The organism is Gordonia terrae (genome assembly GCF_051789125.1).
GTDB lineage: Bacteria > Actinomycetota > Actinomycetes > Mycobacteriales > Mycobacteriaceae > Gordonia > Gordonia terrae_A.
The window spans coordinates 2,759,739-2,779,391 of record NZ_CP196526.1 but is presented as its reverse complement, the minus strand read 5'-3'; the positions used below and the strand labels follow the sequence as shown (position 1 = coordinate 2,779,391).

The following is a 19,653-nucleotide window of genomic DNA, read 5'->3' as shown; positions in this document are numbered from 1 at the left end:
CGGGGCCGGGCCGGGCAGGTCGGTGATCACTACAGCCATGGATGGGGCTGGGGTACGGCGAATGCCGGGCGTCCGCTGTCGCGTGCGGGTGTCGGTAGGGAGAGAGCCGTGCGCAGGGGCTGAGACCGATCCGTGGGACGTGCCCGGTCTGTCAGCCACCGACGCGCGGTGGCCAGCACCTCGGCGAGATCGGAGTCCGCCTCCGGTCGGAGTACGACGCCCGCCGCGTCGCCGGGGATCGCCTCGCCGGGATCCACGACGGAGACCGGACCGGCGCCGCCGATCACGAGGTCGACCGCGCCGTCAGTTTCGGGCGCGTCGTGCGCACCGGCCGCATACCACGCGATGACGGACGGACCGTGTGGCGGCTCCGGCACCGTCAGCGGGCCGGCGATCCGGTAGATGCCCTCGACGTCGACGTGGTGGATCTCGTCGGAGCGCACGAAGATCCCCGACTCGCGGTCGCCCACTACCGACTCGAGCGGCCAGCTTCGTTCCAACGCCCGCACCGCTCGGGCTGCGGCGACGGCTCGACCCGTCGGGGACGTGTCCACTGACACATCGGCGGCTCCCGCCCACGGGTCGTCGGAAGGGCTCGCGTGATCTACGGATCCGAACACCACCCCGCTCCGGCCCGCCGACAGATGGCCGAGGGATGCGACGCGACGCGCGAGGTTGTACGGATGATCGCGACGAGGCGGCGCGGGAACGAGGACGCGCGCAGCGACGGTACGCGCCAGAAGGACAGCCGCGGCGGCACTTCCGTCGACGGTCGCAGCAGCGGGACCGGCACGTCCGTCGAGCAGGTCGATCCCGAGGATCGAGAACGCCAGCGGGAGATCGTCCCAGTCGGCCCTCAGTTCCGGGTCATCGAGGAGCCGCAGAACCGCCGAGCCGGTCAGTCCGAGCGCGAGGAAGGGGTCGGCCATCGTCAGTTGCCCTGTCCGCCGCGACCGGCGGCGAAGAGGTTGGGTACCGGATCGGTGCCGTTCACCACCCAGTCCCCGAGGATGCGTGCCTTGTAGACGCGCGGGTTGTGCGATGCGAGGGTTCGCGCGTTGCGCCAATGCCGATCGAGCAGCGTGGTTGTCGACACCCCCGACGCCCCGAGTGCGTCGAACACGGTGGTCGTGGCGTCGAGCGCGGCGTCGATGATCACCAGCTGGGCCTGGTCGGTGGCCACCTGGGAGGTCCGGATACGCAGTGCGCGCTCGTCGGCATCGCCGGCAGCGTGCGCGAGGGCGAGGCGGTCCAACTCGAGAGCGGTCTGCCGCAGGGCCGCTTCCGCGGCGAATCCGTGGGCCGACACACTCCCGATGACCTGCAGCAGCTGGGGATCCGACGCCGGCACCGGGTCGAGGCCCTGGGGATAGTTGCGTCCGCGTGCGCGCAGGGCGGTCACGCCGTCGCGCAAGGCGGCACGGATGATCCCGGTCAGGACCGCGAGTATCGCGACCTGGTAGAAGTGCCCCTGGTACACGAATCGCTCGTCAACCGGGAACACGTCCCCGTCGTCGGCGGGCACGTCGATGTAGTTCGCGCTGCCGCTCGCGGTGGTCTGTTGCCCGAATCCGGTCCAGTCGTCGACGAGTTCGACACCCGGGTGGTCACGACGGACGAGGGCGGTGAGCAGTGCGCCGTCGTCGGTGCGGCCGATGACGTCGAGCCAGTCGGCGAACAGGCTGCCGGTCGCGTAGAACTTCGCCCCGGTGACCCGGTAGTCGTCGCCGTCGGGGCGGATGGTCGTGGCCATCGCGGCGAGGGTGCCGTTGCCCGCCTCCGTCCATCCGCCGCCCACGAACTCGCCGGCCAGGAATCTGTCGAGCCACCGGTCGTTGGCGGCCGATTGCGGTGCGTTGAGTCGGTCCTCGACGAAAGCGAGGTGGTTACGCCAGACGTGGGCCACGTTGGCATCGGCCTCGGCGAGTGCAGCCAGGATCGCGAAGGTCTGTTCCAGCGATGCCCCCAGCCCGCCCTTCTCGACGGGGATCCGGATCCGCCCCAGACCTGCGGCCTTGAGCCACGACACCTGGTCGTGGGCGAATTCGCGGCGGCGTTCGCGGTCGACGTTTCCCGCGGCGATGCGTTCGAAGATCGGTGCGAAACGTTCGTCCAGTTCGGCGTCGGTGGCCGTGGCGGGCTGCAGATACACCGGCGCGGTCGGCGCCGCGGTGTCGGTCATGTGCTCACTGCTTTCTTGTCGAGAATTTTCGGGGATCGGTTGAGGAGTCGGCGCAGGGCTCAGAACGAGGTCCCGGAGAAGGGCAACCGGTCGGTGCCGAACAGCACGTCGAGACGACGGATCGCGTCGTCCCGGTGCACGGTGACCCGGCCGACCGCCGCAAGTTGGCGCCACCGGGTGCCGCCGAGATAGGTGGCACCCAGCGCGGACACGTCGACCGTGACATCCGGCCGCGCGTCGGTGCGCCGCACCGACTTCGAGGCGATCTCGTAGACGCCGGAGTTCGACGGCAGTTGCGGATCGACGACGGCGACGCTCACCGGGTCTTCTTCGGCATATGTTCGTGCACCGAGCGCCGCCTCGACGTCGATGAGGCGGAGCCAGGTCTCGTCGCGTTCGGGCCCGAGCGTCAGCGACCGACGGTCGTCGACCGCCAGCACGATCGGGTCGTCGAGTGCCACGGCTGCGACGTCGATGACGTCCACGAGGTCGAGCGAGAGCAGGTGTCGCCACAGGCCGGCCCGTGCGGCGTCGTCCGTGGCGACGAAGTCGGTGACCGTGATCCTGCGTTCGTTGCTCTCGAACCAGTGCTCGGAGTCCTCAGGACGGTAGATGACGAAGCCATCGTCGACGTCTCCGGTGCGGTGCACCACGACGTGGACGGAGGCCGGGTCAGCGGCACGGCGCAGACGCTGGAGTTCCCACCACGGCTCCGGGAGCCCGATGGAACCCGGTGACTCCACGCGCCCGGCGATGTCTCTCAACCGGGTGGTGGTCACCGCGTCGTCGAGGAGGTCGACCGGGCCGCCCTCCGGCTGCGTGGTCCGCAACCGGGCACGCCGCGCATCCACCCGAACCGAGCGGACGCTGCTCGCCACCCCGTAGCCGAACCGCTCGTAGATGACGGCCTCCGACGCCCGCAGCGTCGCGACGATCTCCCCGCGCCGTGCGAGGTCGTCGAACTGCGCCGCGAGCAGCCGGCTCAGCACCCCGCGGCGCCGGTGTGTCGGCAGCACGCCGACATGCGTCACCGCGGCGTGGGAGACACGAGCACCACCGGGGACGACGAGATAGCCGCCATAGGAGTCGGTTCCGCCGATCACCCGGCCGTCGTCGAGAGCGCCGATGTAGCGCCCGGGATCGGTGATCGTGGTGGCGTCGAGTGTCAACGGCGGTAATCCCACCATGGATCGGAAGAAGGTGCTGAGCGCCGACCTCACTTCCGCTGGCGTCGACAGGTTCCGGAACTCGAGGGTCACTCGCACGAGTATCGGCGTGCGGGCGACGGAAATCGATCGTTTCGCGCGCCGAGATTTCATCGCGCCGGACGGGAATCAAACTGTGCGGCAACCGAATCTGAGCGCTCGACGAGGGTGACTATTCCTGTTGTCCGACATCGGATCACGCTGAACCGAAGAGATGCCGGATGACGCGCCGGGCCCGTAGGGTCGTGCCCCGACGTGGGCAGGCGATCGCCGGCGCACCCCCTTCGTAGAACGGCCACAGCACCATGCTCATCGAACGGATCCGCCGTCGCGGCGTCATCGCTGCCGCCCTGGCACTGTCGGTTGCCGTCATCGCGACCGCCTGCGGCGGAGGAGGAGGCAATTCGATCGCCTCGAAGAATCCCTCCGACACCCTGGTGGTGGGGCTCTACACGGAACCGACGGCAATCGACCCGCAGCGGGAGTACTTCTGGGAGACCTTCCGTGCGTCACGCAACATCTACGAGCCGCTTGTGCAGGAGGTGCTGTCGAGCGACCAGGGCGTGACGGAGTTGGCCCCGGGCCTCGCGACGGCGTGGCGACACAGTCCCGACGCCAGCACCTGGACATTCGATCTCCGCCGCGGAGTGAAGTTCCACGATGGAACGGACTTCGACGCCGCCGCACTCGACTTCAACGTCAAAAGGTTCTCCGACCCCGGCTTCGAGTTCTATGACGAGAAGAGCGCCGCGATGCTCAAGGCGCGCTTCAACGACCTCAAGGGCACCCGCATCGTCGACGATCACACTTACGAGTTCACCTTCAACCGGCCGTATCTGGGCTTTCCCCGTCTGCTCGCCCAGTCCATCGGGTCGCCGCTGATCTTCAGCCCCGCAGCCCTGCGGCAGTACGGCAACGACGGCCTGTCCGAACATCCGACCGGCACAGGGCCGTATCGATTCGTCGAGCGCAAGATCAACGACCACATCACGCTCGATCGTTTCGACGGCTACTGGGGTGAGAGTCCCTCGCTCAAGCGCCTGGTGTTCCGGACCATCCCGAACAACCAGAGCAGGCTCGCAGCGTTCCAGAGTGGGGAGATCGACATCCTCACCCGAGTGCAGCCGACCGATGTCGAGCTGCTCGAACGGAAGGGAGCGGTGGTGCCGAAGGGCACTGGGGCGCAACTGGACTACGTGTCATTCCTCTTCGAAAACCGGTGGGCGCAGAACCCATCGGTGCGCGAGGCGGTCTCGCTCGCCATCGACCGGCAGAGTCTCGCCGACAACATCTACTCCGGTCACGCCCAGCCGTTGTGGTCGTTCCTCAACCCCGGCAACGAGGCGTACGACGCGAACCTCCGGAACTACTCCTACGATCCCGAGCGTGCACGGGCGGTGCTCGCCGGCGCCGGAGTCGGAAGCGGTCAGGTGTCGTTCAACATCATCGCCGACCTCGCGGGTCAGCCAGAGGCAGAGGCCATCTCGGCGAACCTGAAGGCCGTCGGGATCAACGCGCCGGTCGTCGCACTCGAGCGCGGCAACTACTCGTCACGCATCTCCAACCCGCAGCCCGACGACGGTTTCCACCTCGGCGAGTACGGCGGCACCTACCCGGAATGGGCGCTCGAGGGGTTCAACTCGACCGTCGTCGCCAACGGCGGCGAGCGCTACGTCGACTACCCGGCGATCACCCGTGCCCTCGACGCGGCACGCTACACCGCCGATCCCGCTGTGCGGATCGCGAACTGGCAGAACGCCGACAAGGTCATCGCCGCCGATCATGCGGTGATACCGACGGTGAACTTCACTCGCTACTACGCCATCTCGCCGCAGGTCCGCGGATTCGTCTGGCCGAACACGAACTGGTATGACCTCGGTCCGGTGTCGAAGGAAGGCTGATGTCGACGACACTGCTCACGAACGAGGCCGCCGCACGGCCCGGTCCGCCGGCGCAACGCGGCGAGCCGGGGGAGGGGCGGCCGGGTCGCTGGGTCACGCTCCGTCGTGCGACCCGAAGGCATCGCCTCGCGCTCCGGATCTCAGGCCGAGTCCTGTTGCTCGTGCCGGTGCTGTTCGTCATCTCGATCCTGGTCTTCGTGCTCGGCAAGGCCAGTCCGGGTGATCCGATCAAGGCGAGCCTGCACGGGGTGCTCCCGCCCGACGCGGTGGCCGATCTGCAGGAGGCCTACGGACTGAACGACGGTGTGGTGGCCCAGTACCTCACGTGGGTGTCGAGTTTGTTCACCGACGGTGGTGGCCGCTCGATCATCAACGGCTCGAGGGTGTTCGACACCTTGGGCACGGCATTCGGCAACACTCTGGTCCTCACTGCGGCTGCAGTTGTGGTCTCGGTTGTCTTCGGGGTGCTGATCGGCACCATCGCCGCGCTGAACCACAACAGGTTCGTCGACCGCGCGATCATGCTGCTGGTACAGATCGGCTCCAACCTGTCGGTGTACTGGTTCGGGCTGTTGCTGATCTGGCTGTTCGCCCTGGAGTGGAAGGTGTTGCCCGCCACCGGGATGCGGGACGCTTCCGGGAGCGGGGGAGCCGGTGACCTGATCCATCACCTCATCCTCCCGGCATTCTCCGCCGCACTCATCTCCATGCTGATCCTGGCGCGCTTCGCCCGTGCCGGCGTCATCGAGAGCATGGAGTCGGACTACATCCGTACCCTGCGTAGTCAGGGCGTGCCGCGCCGGCGGATCCTGGTCAAGCACGTGGGGCGCAATGTCGCGCCGATCATCGTCACCACCACCGGACTCGAGATCGGGACGCTGCTCAGCGGTGCGGTGTTCGTCGAGTTCGTCTTCAGCTGGCCCGGCGTCGGCACCGATCTGATGAACGCGATCAGCGCACACGACTATCCAGTGATCCAGGGCGGCGTCATGTTGGTCACCGTCGTCTTCGTCCTCGTCAACCTCGTCACCGACGTTCTCGGCGACCTACTCGATCCACGGCTGAGGAGCTGACGTGACCCTGTCCGACGAATCCATCGACCGCACTGCCGACGTCGCCACCCCGGTCCCGGCCCGTCAAAGGCGGCGCCGGCCTGCATGGACCCATCACCGGCAACTCGTCGTCGCGGTGTCGGTACTGGCGGTGGTGATCGTCGTGTCGGTGCTGGCGCCGTGGATCGCCCCCCACGACCCGACGGTCGGCGACCCGGCGTCGCGGTACCTGACACCGGGCACCGAGGGTCATCTGTTCGGTACCGACGAGCAGGGTCGCGACATCGTGAGCCGCCTCATCTGGGGTGGTCGGGCGACGATCGTGCCGACCGCGATCGCCACCTCGGTCGCCGTCGTCATCGGTTCGGTCATCGGCCTGCTCACCGGTTGGTCGCGGTCGTGGCTGTCCTCTGGGGTCATGCGCATCGTCGACATCCTGTTCGCCTTCCCCGTCGTCATCGTCGCGTTCGCACTGGCCGAGGTGATCGGCATGGGGGTGTGGGTGGTGGCCGCTGCTGTGGTATTCGCCGCGGTCCCCTACGTGACGCGCATCGTGCACGCTGAGACGCGTCGGCAGCGTGAACTCGAATACGTCGATGCCGCAGTCGGTCTGGGAGCGTCGTCGTGGACGGTCCTGCGGTCGGAGATCCTGCCGAACGTCGGCGCCACCATCATCGTCTACTGGACCAGTCTGATCGGAATCCTGATCGTGCTGGCATCGAGTCTCAGTGCGCTCGGCATCGGCGTCCAGCCACCGACCCCCGACTGGGGCCGAATGGTCGCCGAGGGTGCCAAGGTGCTGATCTCGGGAAGCCCGTTCGTGGCCATCGTCCCGGGTATCGCGATCCTCGTCGTCGGCCTGGCATTCAACTGGCTCGGCGACGGACTGCGAGACGTACTCGACCCGCGATGGAGCCCTCGATCATGACTGCCACCCACGACGATGTCGCGACGCGCACCACGGAGTCCGGCGCCGCGTCGCTACTGCGCGTCGAGCACTTGTCGGTTCGCTTCCCCCACCGCGACGGTGGCGTGGACGCCGTCACCGACCTGAGTCTCGACCTACCCACCAACCATGTCCTGGCACTCGTCGGGGAGTCGGGATCGGGCAAGAGCGTCACCGCGTCCGCGATCGCCGGTCTGCTGCCGGCGAGTGCCCGGCCGGAGGTGACCGGATCGATCTCACTGGACGGGCGGCAGATCGTCGGCGCGCCGGAACGTGAACTGAACACACTGCGCGGCAGGAGGATCGGGACCATCTTCCAGAATCCGGCGACCTCGTTCGACCCGTCGTTCACGATCGGCAACCAGTTGGTCGAGTTGATCAGACTGCATCGTCGGTCGAGCAGGGCGGACGCACGCGAACTGGCCGCGGACTGGCTGGCACGCGTGGGTATCCACGATGCCCGTCGCGTCCTGGGCAGCTACCCGCATCAGCTCAGCGGCGGAATGCGGCAGCGAGTCATGATCGCCGCGGCCTGCCTGCCCGAACCCGATCTGTTGATCGCCGACGAGCCGACGACCGCACTCGACCCGACCCTCTCGGTCCACATCCTGGACCTCATCGACGGCCTGCGCCGCGAGCTCGGCATCGCGGTGCTGCTGGTGACCCACGACTTCGGCGTCGTCGCACGGCTGAGTGACTCGGTCGCGGTTCTCCGCTACGGCCGTCTCGTGGAGTACGGCGCCACCGCCGAACTGCTCGGAGCTCCGCAACACGAGTACACCCGCAGGCTCATCTCCGCGGTTCCCGAACTCTCCGCCGACGCCCACCTCGGCGAGCGCGAGAAATCCAGAGCCGCCACCGCCCCGGCCGCGGTGATCTCCGGGGTGTCGAAGGTGTTCACCGCGACCGGCGGGCGGACCGAGGACTTCACCGCCTTGGACGACGTGTCGATCCGGGTGGACCGCGGACGCACACTCGGGCTGATCGGGGAGTCCGGGTCCGGGAAGTCCACGCTCGCCCGCATTCTGGCCGGGATCGAATCGACCTCCCGGGGATCGGCGACCATCCATCGCGACGGGGTCGAGATCGAGATCTCGAGGCTGCGGCGCGCCGAACGCGCACGCCACGTCCAACTGGTGTTCCAGGATCACGGAAGCGCATTGAACCCGCGCATCCGGGTGAGCGAGCAGATCGCCCGACCCATCAGCCGGCTCGGCGTCGCTTCCGGCCCGGCGGCGCGGAGGCGTACCGACGAGCTGCTCGATCTGGTCGGACTCGATCCCGCCGTCATCGGCGACCGGTATCCACATCAGCTCTCCGGCGGACAGCGCCAGCGGGTCGGCATCGCCCGGGCGCTCGGGGTCGAGCCGGCGCTGGTGATCCTGGACGAACCGACGTCGGCCCTGGACGTCACGACTCAGGACGAGATCCTCGAACTCCTCGCCGACCTGCGTTCGACGACATCGGTCGACTACGTGCTCATCGCCCATGACCTCGCCGTCGTACAGGCTTTCGCCGACGACGTGGTGGTTCTGGACGGGGGGCGGGTCGTCGACCGGTTCGAGGCGCGTGACTTCCGTGCCCCGGACCGCGATCCGGTCACACGTCGTCTCGTCGACGCGGTGCTGCCGCCGCGGCCCGCCGCGCCGGGCGGGGTGGCCGTCGTCTGAAGCACGAAAGACCGCCATGCGAGGGGCCCGCTGAACCACCCGCGACCGACAGACTTCACCTCGACCGATAGACCTCGATCGAAGTCCACCGGTCGAGGTGAAGTCTGTCAGTCAACAACTGAGCAACCGGGCGCGAGACATCGTGCGGACTATCTCGGATCAGGGCGCAGGGGGTAGCGGCGCAGTGTCGGGGTCGTCCGCCTTCTTCGCCAGCGTGCTCGGCCACCAGACGGGCCGGCCGATGTCGTACACGAGGGCGGGGACCAGCAGGGTCCGCACGATCAGGGCATCGAGCAGGACACCGAACGCGACGATGAACGCGATCTGAGCCAGGAAGATCAACGGAATGACCGCGAGTGCCGAGAACGTGGCGGCGAGAACGACACCCGCGGAGGTGATGACGCCACCGGTGACGGTGAGTCCGCGGAGAACGCCTCGGCGCGTGCCGATCTGGAGCGCTTCTTCACGGACCCTGGTCATCAGGAAGATGTTGTAGTCGATACCGAGCGCGACGAGGAAGACGAACGCGAACAGCGGCACAACCGGGTCTGCGCCGGGGAATCCCAGGATGTGGTTGAAGACGATCGACGAGATGCCCAGTGTCGCGGCGAAAGACAGGATCACCGTGGCCATGAGCAGCACCGGCGCGACGATGGAGCGCAGCAGCGCACACAGGATCAGGAGCACCACGACGCTGACGATGGGGATGATCAGGTTGCGGTCATGGATCGCGGTGGTCTTGGTGTCGAGATCGACGGCCGTCGGGCCACCCACCAGCGCGTCGGCGCCGTCGACGCCGCGTACCGCGTCGCGTAACCGTTCGATGGTTTCCTCGGCGGCCAGGGAGTCGGCGGGATCGGTGAGGGTGGCCTGCAGGGCAATTCGCCCGTCGACGATCGTGGGGGCACCGTTCGACGTGACCGGGGCGACCTCGGCGACGCCCTCGACGCCGGTGGCCGCCGCCCGCACCTGTTGTAGCGAGTCGTCGTTGGCGATGATGACCGCGGGCGAACCGTCCCCGGCGTCGAAGTGTGCGGTCAGAACCCGCTGTCCCTCCTGCGATTCCACCGGTAGGAGGAAGGTGTCGGATTGGGCGACACCGTCGGCACGGAACTGGGGGAGGAACAGAGCGAACAGCACGAGAAGTAAAGTTGTCGCCACCCAGAACCGCCGAGGGTGCCGGCCGATCCGTGATGCGAGCGCACCCCAGAACCGATGACCATCGTCGCGTCGCCCGGAATCCGGATCGGCGACTGGGCGCTTCGGCCAGAACGCGGTGCGGCCCAGCAGGGTGAGTGCCGCGGGCAGGAAGGTCATCGAGGCGAGGAACGACGCGGCGATGCCGATCGCGGCCACCGGTCCGAGTCCCCGGTTGGAGTTCAGGTCGGACAGCAGCAGGCAGAGGACGCCCGCGATCACCGTTCCCGCAGAGGCCGCGACCGGTTCCAGCGTGGCGCGCCACGCGGCCTTCATGGCGTCGTACTTGTCGTCGGTCAGGCGGAGTTCCTCGCGATATCGAGATACCAGGAGAAGGGCGTAATCCGTTGCGGCACCGAAGACCAGGATGAACAGAATGCCCTGGCTCTGACCGTTCAATGTGATGACGTCGTTCGACGCCAGGACGTAGACGAGGAGGCTGGCGAGGCCGAGCGCGAACACAGCCGACACGATCACGACGAACGGCAGGATCGGGCTGCGATAGACGACGATGAGGATCAAGATCACCACCGCACCTGCAACCAGCAGGAGCAGCCCGTCGATCCCGCCGAAGGCCGTGGTCAGGTCGCCGGCGGTGCCGGCGGGTCCGGTGACGAACACCGAGAGTCCACCCGGCGCTCCGGATGAGAGCGGTTCGCGCAGTGCCTCGACGCTCTCGGACACCTCACCGGCCGAGTCGACGGGCACGATGAGCTGGATCGCCTGGCCGTCCTGGGAGCGGATCGGCGGGGACGTTCGCTCGGCGATCCCGGACGTTCCGGCCACCTTCGCGACGGCATCGGACACGAAGGCGAGATCCGCGTCGGTGACCCCGGTGCCACGCTCGGCGACGACGACCGCGGGGATCTCGGTGGAATCGACGAAGTCCGCCTCGAGTTGCGACACCTCGGTCGCCTCCGCCGACGCCGGCAGGAACGACGTGTTGTCGTTGGCCTGGACATCCCCGAGCTTGCCGGCGAACGGTCCGCCTGTAGCACCCACCGCCAGCCATCCGATGATGAACAGTGCTGGCAGAATCCATCGCAGACGACTGACTCGTCGGTCTGAGGTGCGTGAGTTCACTGGGCTTCCGTTCCTTGTGTGCGGCAGGCGTCGGACAGCACCATGATGTTCAGCAGGCTGAACAAATGCAAGTCAGCGTCGGGCGGAACAGGGAATCGGCAGGTCAGATGAACGACGGGATGGATGGGTGGCCGACGGGTCGCCTCTTGTCGGCCGCGGCGCGGATGGTCGAGCATGCCTGGGAAGGTGTGCTCCGGGAGTACGACATCTCCAGCGCCGGTCTCGTCGTGCTGCACGTGCTGTCGACCGGCCCCGCAACTCAGCGGGAGATCGCCAAACACGCACGAGTCACCGATCAGACGGCGAGTCGCACGATTGAGCGACTCGAACGCATGGGTTATGTGCTTCGGCAGGTGGATTCACGCGATGAGCGCCGCAAGCACGTCAGCGCGACGCAGGCCGGAACGGATGTGTACCACGCCCTGCTCGAACGCGAACGGTCCGATCCTGATCTGATCGCGGCTATCGGGGAGTCGGAGCCGCAGCTTCGACGTCTGCTGCTCGAGCTGATCCGCGCGCAACAGCGCCGCAGCGAGGACCCGGTATCGGGCCGCCCGCGGGGCGGGGGAGAAGACCGTCCCGCCTAGCCCTCAGCTTGCGTCGCGGGCGGCCTCGAGCCCGGCAATCAGCGCTTCGACCTTGCTTCGATTCTCCGCCGACGTCATCAGGCCGACGAACGGTGGACGGGAGAAGGTGAAGGTCACCTGCAGCAGCTGCTCGCGTTCGCTGCCGAACAACTTCTTACGTCGATCGATGTCCTGCACATCCGCGGAGACGAACGACGATGCCGGGAGCCGGGTCTTGGATGTGCCGCCTCGCAGCTTCTCGAACCACTCGCCGTCCAGGACCACCGTCTCATTGGACAGGCCGCGAATCTCGAGCATGTGTACAACCCCCGTTCGTTGTCGACGCGTCCCCGGGTGGGGACGCGATCCGTCGGGGACCATGATGGTGCGTCGACGACCTGGAGCGCAGGAGGAAACCCGACATCGGCCCGGATGTCATCTGATGAACTGAGTGGGCGGCCCCATCGCCGCGACGCGCCCAAGAATCGGTTTGCCTGTCCTCGCGCACTCCAACTACTCTGCGCAACATGCCTTCTCGCGACACTGGGCCCGCACCCCGAACAGTCGGTCGAGCATGACCGACGTGATCGTGCGGCCGGCTGAACCCGAAAACACCGACCGCCTCGTCGCCGTCTGGCGTGCGGCGGTCGAAGCGACCCACCACTTCCTCGCCCCGTCCGACGTCGAGCGCTACGCGAGTCGCATGGCGACCGAGTTCTTTCCCTCGGTCGAGGTGATGGTTGCCGAGAGCAATGAGACGGTCGTCGGTTTCAGCGGCACCTCTGATGGGCGCCTGGAAATGCTGTTCGTCGACCCGGTCGTCCACGGTGAGGGCATCGGCTCCACGTTGCTGGCCCGTGCGATCGACGACGCCCACGTGACCGACGTCGATGTGAACGAACAGAACCCGGGGGCCGTGGCGTTCTACCGGAGCCGCGGATTCGAGCAGGTCGGACGGTCACCTGTCGATGCCGACGGACGCCCGTTCCCGCTGTTGCATCTGCGTCTTCCGCATCGACAGATGCGCTGACTGCTCAGCCTCCTCGGGCGACTCCGCAAGGACGGAGTGGGCGCGGCCGCTAGGAATCGTGGCGTCGATCCTTCTTGGCCTGCCGTTTTGCGCCTTTCGCGATTGTCGACGCCTCGTACTTCTTTCGTCCCGATGACTCTCGCGTCTTGTCGACGCGAGCACGCCCGGCGGACGATACCTTTCCGTCTCCTGAGGCACCATCGCCGAGGTCCGGGGCGTCGGTCCGGGCACGAGCCAACCTCTCGGCCTTCAGTTCCAGGGCGGCGTCGCGGGATACGCGCGCGAGTCGCCGGCTCACTCGGCTGAGGGCATCCTCGAACACCTCCGCCTTCGCGGCATTGCGGACATTGGCAGCCTTCGCGCTGCCGCGACCGCCCTTTGATTTCACCTTCTCCGCACCCGCACGGCGGTACAGGGTGACGTATTTGTTGCGGGCCCGACGTATTCGCGAATGCAGGTCGATGAGGCCATCTTCGTCGAGACCGGCCATCTGCGATTTCTTGGTCTCCCTGACCAGTACGTACTCGCTCTCGGACAGGGAGTTCAGTGTCTTTTTCACGCCGGTTCCGATCTGCCGCGGTCGCATAGGGTCGGATTCGATGGTAATCGGGGCGATACTACGACGAGATCGTTTTGGTTATCGGCTCGGAAAGGGTGGTGGCGGTCAATTCCCGACCGGTGGTGCCGGGGGAGCCCCCATGGGACGCGCGTACGCTTTCTCGACTTCCGGGCGGAGTCGGGCGTCTTCGGCTTCTTTTCGGGCCGTGGTCGTCCACATCTGAGACACCATCGGTAGGTAGTAGGTCGCGGGCGCGCCGAGGATGTAGGTGGCATTGCCTTCGACGAACGTCTTGTTGGCGGGATCGTTGAGCCCGATCATGCTGTAGTCGTTGTGTACCGGGCGGCTCTCGCCACGACCGCCGAACGAGTTCGACGCGGTGTGATTGCGCTCTGCGGCGTCGTTCAGGCGGTCGCGATTCGGGGCGTCGGCCCAGTAGTCGTACTGCCGCGCGACGATTTTGACGGTGTACCGAGTGTCATCGGGAAAGTTGTTGCCGCCGTAGTCGGCTCGGCAACCACCCTGGTTGGCGCAACCGTTGTATTTACTTTCCAGGTCTCCGGTCAGCACGAACGTCACCGTCGCCGGGTCGATATCGCTCGTGGGTCCGTAGGTGCGCAACCAGTCGTCTTGCACCTGTGCGCCCTGACTGTGGCCCACCACGATCTTTCGCCCGGGAATGGCATGCAGCATCTCGTCGAGTTTGTCGCGCCCTCGATGTGTGTTGGTCGCGCCGGGGAAGTTGTTGTAGGGCACTTCGACGACTTCGTTGGGCGCTGCGAACAGCTCTCCTCGCAGCCAATTCATCGGGAGCGATCGAAATGCCGGGTCCAGCGTGAGGACGGTCGCACCGCCGGGACCGGGCGCCGCATATGTTGTCGCCGGCGTCCAGCTCGCCAGGCCCGCGGCGAGCACGAAGGTCGAAAGTATGCACCAGATTCTTTTCATTTGCTGCCGCCTGGATTGTCGCCGGTACCGAATCGGTTCCGTTCACCGAATTCGCTTCCAAACCACAGTGACAGAGACGGGCGCAGAACGACGACCTTCTGCGAGAAAGGCTACGGCCCGCTAGGACGCGGCTTCACCGGGATAACCGACGGTCTGCAACCGCCTGAGGGCATGTGTTCGCGCAGAGTGTTGTTTGCCCGCGGGCGGAATGTAGACCCCGGCCCAGATCCCGGTGACGAAGCTGGAGCCGTCGAGGGCGAGACGGGCGCATCCTGATCGGATCGGGCAGCGGATACACCGGTCGAGCGCATGTCGGCTCGCCGCGCTGCGCACGTCAGCAGCCTGGTCGGGGAACCAGGCGTCAGGGTTGGAGGTGCACGGGGGAGTGACGGTCGCGGATGACGCATCGCCGGTCTGGTCGGGCTGGCACGAGTGATCGCGGCACCCTTGCGCGCAGACACCAGAACAGCGGATCACCGGAGCTCCCACGTACTCCCCCCTTTCAACTGAGAACGTATGTTGTCAGAAAAGGAGGGGTGGCGCAACGCCCGGTCCACCCGGACCCGGCGGAAGAAGTAGGTCGGTTGATCGAATGTCCTGGTTGCGGGCAGTGCACACCGCCGGGCAACATTCGTCATCGTCCTTTTCGGCCGAGTGCGCCTGCGAGTCCCGCACACCTGCCGACGTTCAACGAGATACATGTCAGGGGTGGGTGGAAGTGTCGGCATTGGTGAGGTTGACGAGTCTGATCGGAATCGTCGGATGTTCGATCGCGGTGTTGTCCGGGTGTAGCAGTGATGACGGCGGCACAGTTGTGTCGACCTCGAGTGCATCGGCGAGCTCGGCGGTCGTCGGGCAGAACGGGGCCGACGAAGGTGGAGACGTCGACTTCGACGCGAAGATCGGCGACTGCGTGACCCTCTCCGGAACCATGCTGGACGCGAACATCGACCACGCGGTCTGCGGAAGCAACGAGGCCAACTACAAGGTTGTCGCCAAGGCGCCCACGCAGGACGGCTGCGCATCGGACGTCGACCAGACCTATTACGTCACCGTGGGCGGGCGTGAGCAGGGGGCACTCTGTCTGGACATCGACTGGGTGCCGGGCGAGTGCATGACGATTCCCACGGGCAACGACAGTCCGACGCACAGCCCGTGCACGCCCGGTAAGCCCGACACCGTGAAGGTGCTCGAGATCCTGACCGCCACCACCGACGAGAATCAGTGCCCGGACAGCACGACGCAGTACTTCACCTACGACGAACGTAAATTGGTGGTCTGCGTCGCCGAGGTGTGAGTAGGCGACATCTGCTCTACTCGCACGGCGGGCTCAGCGCGGTAGGCGAGTCATGCCGTAGAGCCGCTCGACGCGAACCCGGAGCAGTCGACGCTGCTCTCGGACCATCGCGGCGCGGTAGTCATCCCAGTCCGGGTGGTCCTCGCCGCGCATCCGGCGGTACCAGTCGACGAGTGCATCGACTGTCGAGTCGGTGGGTTGAGCGGCAACAGGACTCAATTCGCCCCAGCCCTCCGCCACCGCGTATGCGGAGAAGAAGCCGTCGCCCAGCACGTGCAGACTGACCCGCGGGTCGCGCTCGACGTTCCGGGATTTGGCTCGCGGAGCAGTCACCGAGATGAGCGCCGACGATGTATCGGGCTCCCACAGGTGGATGACATTCGACGACTGCGGGCGACCATCGCGTCGAATCGTGATCAAGATGGACTCTTGATGCTCGGCCACAATGGACACGAGAGCGGGATCGAGAGAGTGGGCTGGCGTCGACATACACGTGCGAACGTCAGGGTCCGGCGAAAGCTTCCGGTGCCGGTCGGCCCCGCAGCCAGGCGATGTCGTTCGCCCAGCCTCTTGAGTTGACGCGTCATGGATCATGAGGTCATGGAAACTCACTACGAGGCGTGGCCTGCCCTACCGGTCGAGTCGTGGATCGACACCAGGGACACGCTGCAGCTGTGGACCCAGATCGTCGGGAAGACTCGCCTCGCGCTCGGTCCGGAGGTCAACCACTGGTGGGGTGTGTCGCTGTATGTCGACGCACGAGGGCTCACCACCTCGCTGATGGCCGTCGGAACCCGCGGTCTCGAGATCCGCTTCGATTTCGTCGAACACGAACTCCTGTTCCTCGTCACCGACGGCAGCAGTCGTCGGATGGCGCTCGAACCGCGTACCGTCGCCGACTTCTACGCCGAATACACGCGACACCTCGGTGAGCTCGGGTTCGACATCGACATCGTCGGGACACCCGTCGAACTGCCGGACGCGACCCCGTTCGCCGACGACACCACGCACGCGTCGTATGACGCAGAGGCCGTGACCCGGTTCTGGCGGTCGCTCGTCAGCGCCCAGCGAGTCTTCGCGAAATTCCGCGGCGAGTTCCGAGGCAAGTCATCGCCCGTCCATTTCTTCTGGGGCGCATTCGATCTCGCCGTCACCCGTTTCTCGGGACGGCCCGCTCCGCAGCACCCAGGGGGCGTTCCGAACTGTCCCGACTGGGTCATGCATGAGGCCTACAGCGATGAGGTCTCGAGCGCCGGCTATTGGCCGGGCGGAGCCGAGGAAGGCGCCTTCTACGCATACGCCTATCCGCATCCCGAGGGCTACGACACTCATCCGGCGGTCGAGGCTCCCGCACATTGGGACAGCACGCTGGGGGAGTACGTGCTGCCCTATCACCTCGTGCGACAAGCCCCGGACCCGGACGCGATGGTCCTGAAGTTCCTCCGGCAGACCCATCAGGCGGCGGCGGAAACGGCGCACTGGGAGGAGTGACGCCTGTTCGGTGAACAGGTGACTTGGGGCAGGGCCGAGTTCTGACGGTTTACCGAATGTAGGTTGTGCTGCATGCGACAGCTTGATCGCGACGCCTGCATGCCTCGGCTTCATCCGTGAGCAGGCGTGGCGAGATCGGCCTTCCCGACTCGAGGGTCGACCTGAGGGCAGCCTGGTTGTTCATCGCGCTCGCCGGGATTGCGCTCAACATCTGGGCTGCGGTGGACAGTGCTGCCCATTTGTCCGAGTGTCAGGTCTACCGCCCGACCGGCGGAGTCGAGACCTGGGACGAGTGTTGGTCACCGGCCTTCGAGGTCTATGGCATATGGCCATTCGTCGGGACTGCCGTTCTGTGTGCTGTGCCGGCTGTGGTCGCTGCGATCTCGCTTCGGAAGTCGACGTCGTGGCTGATGGTGATTGTCTACATCGCCATCGCAGTCGCCGCGCTGGCCGGGAATGCCTCAGCGTTTGGTGGACTATTCGCGGCGGCGCCACAGGCTTGGTTGGCGATCATCGTGGCAACAGTCGCGCAGCGGCACAGCTGATCCGAGTGGTGCCCAGTCGCCGCCGATTCCTACCGGTGGGTCTCTGGACATACGATTGCCCGCATGGTCGGATCGCGAGCCCTCCCGTGGCTCATTCTCGGCGTGGCAGTCGTGATCGTCGCCGTCGGTGATCACAGTGCGCGTCAACTCGGAGATCGTTACTTGATCATCGCGTTGGTGGCTGCAGTGGTTGCAGCATTGCAGGTGCGGGTCAGTAGCCCTGGGCGGGAATCACCGGAGCCTCATGCAGATTCCCCTACGACCTGACCACCGCGCCGGAAATCCCGCATAAAGTCGGGAGCGCCGTTTGCTAGCGGACACCCAGAGTCCCGTCGATGAGAACGGCGAGAATCGAGTCCGCCGTCACCTGCTCCGATGCGATGGCGTCGGCACCGCGGCGCCCGAACATGACGCCTATTCCCTGGACGCCGGACCACAATGCGAGCACGTGTCGTTGATCTGCGTCGAGCCTGACTTCGCGCACGCGTTCGGCAGGGCTTCGACCCACGTGCGGGTCGTGTTGCGCAGATTTTCGCCGGCTCCCTCGAGGAGGTCGTGGCGAGAGATCAGTTCGAACATTGCAGGCCGGTCGGCGGGCTCCTTCATCGTTCGGGGAGAAATCGAAAGATATCGAGCGGTTAAGAGCGGCCGGTCGGGTTCTGCGAACCATCTGTAGCCGCTGCGTCAGTGAAACGTAGACGTCTACAGGTGGATGTGCATCTAATCGAAGTGCGAGCACAACTCGACGAGGATCCTGCTCGATCAGAGCCCGCCGCTGCGGAGGTTCAAAACGAGGACGAAATGCGACGCCAGGCTTAGCATCTATCGTCCTCATGAGCTTCAGTCGATACACTCACCGTCAGCCGGCGCCCTTCACGGCCGCCGAACGGTGACGATCGTGGAGGCTGGCGTATGGCGGAGTCCGGTAAACCGGCGTGGGTCAAGGGCGTAGCAATTGTCATCGGCCTGCTGATCGTCTATATCGCTGTGCTGCTGGCTTATGCCGCAGGCGATTCCGGGGACGATTCGGATCCACGTAGGCCGGCGCCCAACGAGGTCTTGGTGTACCTCGACATCAACGCCGTCAACGGTGCCGCCTTCGAGATCGCAGGCAATGTCTCGATTTATCCCGGCCGGGATCTGGTCGACGCCAGGGGAGAACTCAGAGAGGACCTGACCGTTGACGTCTCACCGATGGTCTCGGCCACCGAATTGACGTTCACCGCCGGTACACGGCCAGGTGTATTGCCTGTGTCGTTGTACAGCAATGGCGACATCAGGCTCTGGCCGTTCGACAGCTACGTTTCGGATTCGGTCACGGTGCAGGCGTATGGTCCGAATGAACTCGAGTTGCCGACAGAGGTGGCGTTCACGGACTCGCTCATCGGCTGGGATGTGAACGCCGGGGACACCACCGCCGCCGGTGGGAATGCATTCACGATCACGTCGTCGAGGACAGCAGGATCCCTCACATTCGATCTCGCGCTGTGCGTGATGCTGGTGATCCTGCCGATCTGCACGCTGTTCGTGTCGATTCAAACTGTTCGGCGCCGCAAGGCCTTTCAGCCTCCGATGGTCACCTGGTTCGCGGTGATGCTCTTCGCGGTGCTACCCCTGCGCAACATCTTCCCCGGCACACCGCCGTTCGGGTCGTGGGTCGACTACTCGGTGGTGTTGTGGGTTCTCGGTGGTCTCGTCGCATCGCTCACTCTGTACGTCATCGCATGGTGGAAACAAGCTCCCTGACTTGGGTCCGGAGCCGCACTCGCTGACGGCGCGCGGTCGCTGTCTGACAGACTTCGGATGCATCGATCAGTGCCGAACCGCCCATATTCTGCGACGATGGCCTGATGAGCCCTCACACGCTCGACCAAGCCGGTCCCACACGGCCAGGGTGGAGCCATTCACCGCCCTCGAGTCGGATCAAGCGATGAGGCGTCCCGCGACGCAGCCACTGCTGAGGTCGACGCTGCGAGTTCGT

Annotated in this window: 19 protein-coding genes; 10 read left to right on the top strand and 9 right to left on the bottom strand. The window is 66.1% G+C overall.

Features of this window, described 5'->3' with window-relative positions; genetic code table 11:
• Window positions 1-29 precede the first annotated feature (29 nt).
• Genes ACSUZC_RS12690 through ACSUZC_RS12680 form a run of 3 tightly spaced genes read right to left on the bottom strand, consistent with a single transcriptional unit; the run spans window position 30 to window position 3,441 of the window.
• Window positions 30-929, bottom strand: a complete 900-nt coding sequence (locus ACSUZC_RS12690; RefSeq protein WP_439028906.1) for a N5,N10-methylene tetrahydromethanopterin reductase — start codon at window positions 927-929, stop codon at window positions 30-32.
• A 2-nt stretch (window positions 930-931) separates the two neighbouring features.
• Window positions 932-2,182: an acyl-CoA dehydrogenase family protein gene (locus ACSUZC_RS12685; protein ID WP_439028905.1), complete on the bottom strand. Its 1,251-nt coding sequence runs from the start codon at window positions 2,180-2,182 to the stop codon at window positions 932-934.
• A gap of 59 nt (window positions 2,183-2,241) precedes the next feature.
• A complete protein-coding gene (locus ACSUZC_RS12680) occupies window positions 2,242-3,441 on the bottom strand; it encodes a GNAT family N-acetyltransferase (RefSeq protein ID WP_439028904.1) in 1,200 nt (399 codons plus the stop codon).
• Window positions 3,442-3,692: 251 nt separating this feature from the next.
• Between ACSUZC_RS12680 and ACSUZC_RS12675 the strand changes: the two genes are divergently transcribed.
• Genes ACSUZC_RS12675 through ACSUZC_RS12660 form a run of 4 tightly spaced genes read left to right on the top strand, consistent with a single transcriptional unit; the run spans window position 3,693 to window position 8,956 of the window.
• Window positions 3,693-5,288 carry an ABC transporter substrate-binding protein gene (locus ACSUZC_RS12675; RefSeq protein ID WP_439028903.1) on the top strand — a complete coding sequence of 532 codons (1,596 nt, stop codon included), beginning with the start codon at window positions 3,693-3,695 and terminating at the stop codon, window positions 5,286-5,288.
• The gene (locus tag ACSUZC_RS12670) at window positions 5,288-6,361 is read left to right on the top strand and encodes an ABC transporter permease (protein ID WP_439028902.1); all 1,074 of its coding nucleotides are present in this window, start codon (window positions 5,288-5,290) and stop codon (window positions 6,359-6,361) included. The genes ACSUZC_RS12675 and ACSUZC_RS12670 overlap by 1 nt, the downstream gene beginning before the upstream one ends.
• A gap of 1 nt (window position 6,362) precedes the next feature.
• Window positions 6,363-7,268, top strand: coding sequence for an ABC transporter permease (locus ACSUZC_RS12665; protein WP_439028901.1), 906 nt, complete (start codon window positions 6,363-6,365; stop codon window positions 7,266-7,268).
• A complete protein-coding gene (locus tag ACSUZC_RS12660; protein ID WP_439028900.1) occupies window positions 7,265-8,956 on the top strand; it encodes an ATP-binding cassette domain-containing protein in 1,692 nt (563 codons plus the stop codon). The genes ACSUZC_RS12665 and ACSUZC_RS12660 overlap by 4 nt, the downstream gene beginning before the upstream one ends.
• A gap of 159 nt (window positions 8,957-9,115) precedes the next feature.
• Here ACSUZC_RS12660 and ACSUZC_RS12655 read toward each other — a convergent pair whose 3' ends face one another.
• Window positions 9,116-11,236: an MMPL family transporter gene (locus tag ACSUZC_RS12655; protein ID WP_439028899.1), complete on the bottom strand. Its 2,121-nt coding sequence runs from the start codon at window positions 11,234-11,236 to the stop codon at window positions 9,116-9,118.
• 107 nt (window positions 11,237-11,343) lie between these two features.
• Between ACSUZC_RS12655 and ACSUZC_RS12650 the strand changes: the two genes are divergently transcribed.
• The gene (locus tag ACSUZC_RS12650; protein ID WP_439033109.1) at window positions 11,344-11,823 is read left to right on the top strand and encodes a MarR family winged helix-turn-helix transcriptional regulator; all 480 of its coding nucleotides are present in this window, start codon (window positions 11,344-11,346) and stop codon (window positions 11,821-11,823) included.
• A 3-nt stretch (window positions 11,824-11,826) separates the two neighbouring features.
• Here the strand turns inward: ACSUZC_RS12650 and ACSUZC_RS12645 are convergent, their stop codons facing one another.
• Window positions 11,827-12,120, bottom strand: coding sequence for a hypothetical protein (locus ACSUZC_RS12645; protein WP_439028898.1), 294 nt, complete (start codon window positions 12,118-12,120; stop codon window positions 11,827-11,829).
• A gap of 256 nt (window positions 12,121-12,376) precedes the next feature.
• On the opposite strand from ACSUZC_RS12645, the gene ACSUZC_RS12640 reads away from it, so the two are divergent.
• Entirely contained in the window at window positions 12,377-12,832 is a 456-nt protein-coding gene (locus ACSUZC_RS12640) for a GNAT family N-acetyltransferase (protein ID WP_439028897.1), read from the top strand.
• A gap of 49 nt (window positions 12,833-12,881) precedes the next feature.
• On the opposite strand, the gene ACSUZC_RS12635 is transcribed toward ACSUZC_RS12640, so the two are convergent.
• The 3 genes from ACSUZC_RS12635 to ACSUZC_RS12625 all read right to left on the bottom strand — a co-directional run bounded on the left by ACSUZC_RS12635 (window position 12,882) and on the right by ACSUZC_RS12625 (window position 14,816).
• Window positions 12,882-13,391, bottom strand: coding sequence for a hypothetical protein (locus tag ACSUZC_RS12635; RefSeq protein ID WP_439028896.1), 510 nt, complete (start codon window positions 13,389-13,391; stop codon window positions 12,882-12,884).
• A 105-nt stretch (window positions 13,392-13,496) separates the two neighbouring features.
• Window positions 13,497-14,339, bottom strand: a complete 843-nt coding sequence (locus tag ACSUZC_RS12630; RefSeq protein ID WP_439028895.1) for a PE-PPE domain-containing protein — start codon at window positions 14,337-14,339, stop codon at window positions 13,497-13,499.
• A 120-nt stretch (window positions 14,340-14,459) separates the two neighbouring features.
• Window positions 14,460-14,816, bottom strand: a complete 357-nt coding sequence (locus ACSUZC_RS12625) for a WhiB family transcriptional regulator (protein ID WP_439033108.1) — start codon at window positions 14,814-14,816, stop codon at window positions 14,460-14,462.
• A gap of 235 nt (window positions 14,817-15,051) precedes the next feature.
• Between ACSUZC_RS12625 and lppU the strand changes: the two genes are divergently transcribed.
• Window positions 15,052-15,636 carry an LppU family putative lipoprotein gene (gene lppU / locus ACSUZC_RS12620; RefSeq protein ID WP_439028894.1) on the top strand — a complete coding sequence of 195 codons (585 nt, stop codon included), beginning with the start codon at window positions 15,052-15,054 and terminating at the stop codon, window positions 15,634-15,636.
• 33 nt (window positions 15,637-15,669) lie between these two features.
• On the opposite strand, the gene ACSUZC_RS12615 is transcribed toward lppU, so the two are convergent.
• On the bottom strand, window positions 15,670-16,125 hold the full coding sequence (locus ACSUZC_RS12615; protein WP_439028893.1) for a PPOX class F420-dependent oxidoreductase: 456 nt from the start codon (window positions 16,123-16,125) through the stop codon (window positions 15,670-15,672).
• 111 nt (window positions 16,126-16,236) lie between these two features.
• On the opposite strand from ACSUZC_RS12615, the gene ACSUZC_RS12610 reads away from it, so the two are divergent.
• From ACSUZC_RS12610 to ACSUZC_RS12600, 3 genes are all read left to right on the top strand, one after another.
• Window positions 16,237-17,127 (top strand): DUF5996 family protein, encoded by an 891-nt coding sequence (locus ACSUZC_RS12610; protein ID WP_439028892.1) that lies wholly within the window; start codon window positions 16,237-16,239, stop codon window positions 17,125-17,127.
• 116 nt (window positions 17,128-17,243) lie between these two features.
• A complete protein-coding gene (locus ACSUZC_RS12605) occupies window positions 17,244-17,672 on the top strand; it encodes a hypothetical protein (RefSeq protein WP_439028891.1) in 429 nt (142 codons plus the stop codon).
• Window positions 17,673-18,584: 912 nt separating this feature from the next.
• Entirely contained in the window at window positions 18,585-19,418 is an 834-nt protein-coding gene (locus ACSUZC_RS12600) for a DUF4436 family protein (RefSeq protein WP_439028890.1), read from the top strand.
• The last annotated feature ends 235 nt before the right edge of the window (window positions 19,419-19,653 follow it).

Excerpts from the sequence above, each read along its gene's own strand:
- ACSUZC_RS12690 (WP_439028906.1), bottom strand. The coding sequence starts at position 929 with ATGGCCGACCCCTTCCTCGCGCTCGGACTGACCGGCTCGGCGGTTCTG.
- ACSUZC_RS12685 (WP_439028905.1), bottom strand. The coding sequence starts at position 2,182 with ATGACCGACACCGCGGCGCCGACCGCGCCGGTGTATCTGCAGCCCGCC.
- ACSUZC_RS12675 (WP_439028903.1), top strand. The coding sequence starts at position 3,693 with ATGCTCATCGAACGGATCCGCCGTCGCGGCGTCATCGCTGCCGCCCTG.
- ACSUZC_RS12670 (WP_439028902.1), top strand. The coding sequence starts at position 5,288 with ATGTCGACGACACTGCTCACGAACGAGGCCGCCGCACGGCCCGGTCCG.
- ACSUZC_RS12660 (WP_439028900.1), top strand. The coding sequence starts at position 7,265 with ATGACTGCCACCCACGACGATGTCGCGACGCGCACCACGGAGTCCGGC.
- ACSUZC_RS12650 (WP_439033109.1), top strand. The coding sequence starts at position 11,344 with ATGAACGACGGGATGGATGGGTGGCCGACGGGTCGCCTCTTGTCGGCC.
- ACSUZC_RS12645 (WP_439028898.1), bottom strand. The coding sequence starts at position 12,120 with ATGCTCGAGATTCGCGGCCTGTCCAATGAGACGGTGGTCCTGGACGGC.
- ACSUZC_RS12640 (WP_439028897.1), top strand. The coding sequence starts at position 12,377 with ATGACCGACGTGATCGTGCGGCCGGCTGAACCCGAAAACACCGACCGC.
- ACSUZC_RS12630 (WP_439028895.1), bottom strand. The coding sequence starts at position 14,339 with ATGAAAAGAATCTGGTGCATACTTTCGACCTTCGTGCTCGCCGCGGGC.
- ACSUZC_RS12615 (WP_439028893.1), bottom strand. The coding sequence starts at position 16,125 with ATGTCGACGCCAGCCCACTCTCTCGATCCCGCTCTCGTGTCCATTGTG.
- ACSUZC_RS12610 (WP_439028892.1), top strand. The coding sequence starts at position 16,237 with ATGGAAACTCACTACGAGGCGTGGCCTGCCCTACCGGTCGAGTCGTGG.
- ACSUZC_RS12600 (WP_439028890.1), top strand. The coding sequence starts at position 18,585 with ATGGCGGAGTCCGGTAAACCGGCGTGGGTCAAGGGCGTAGCAATTGTC.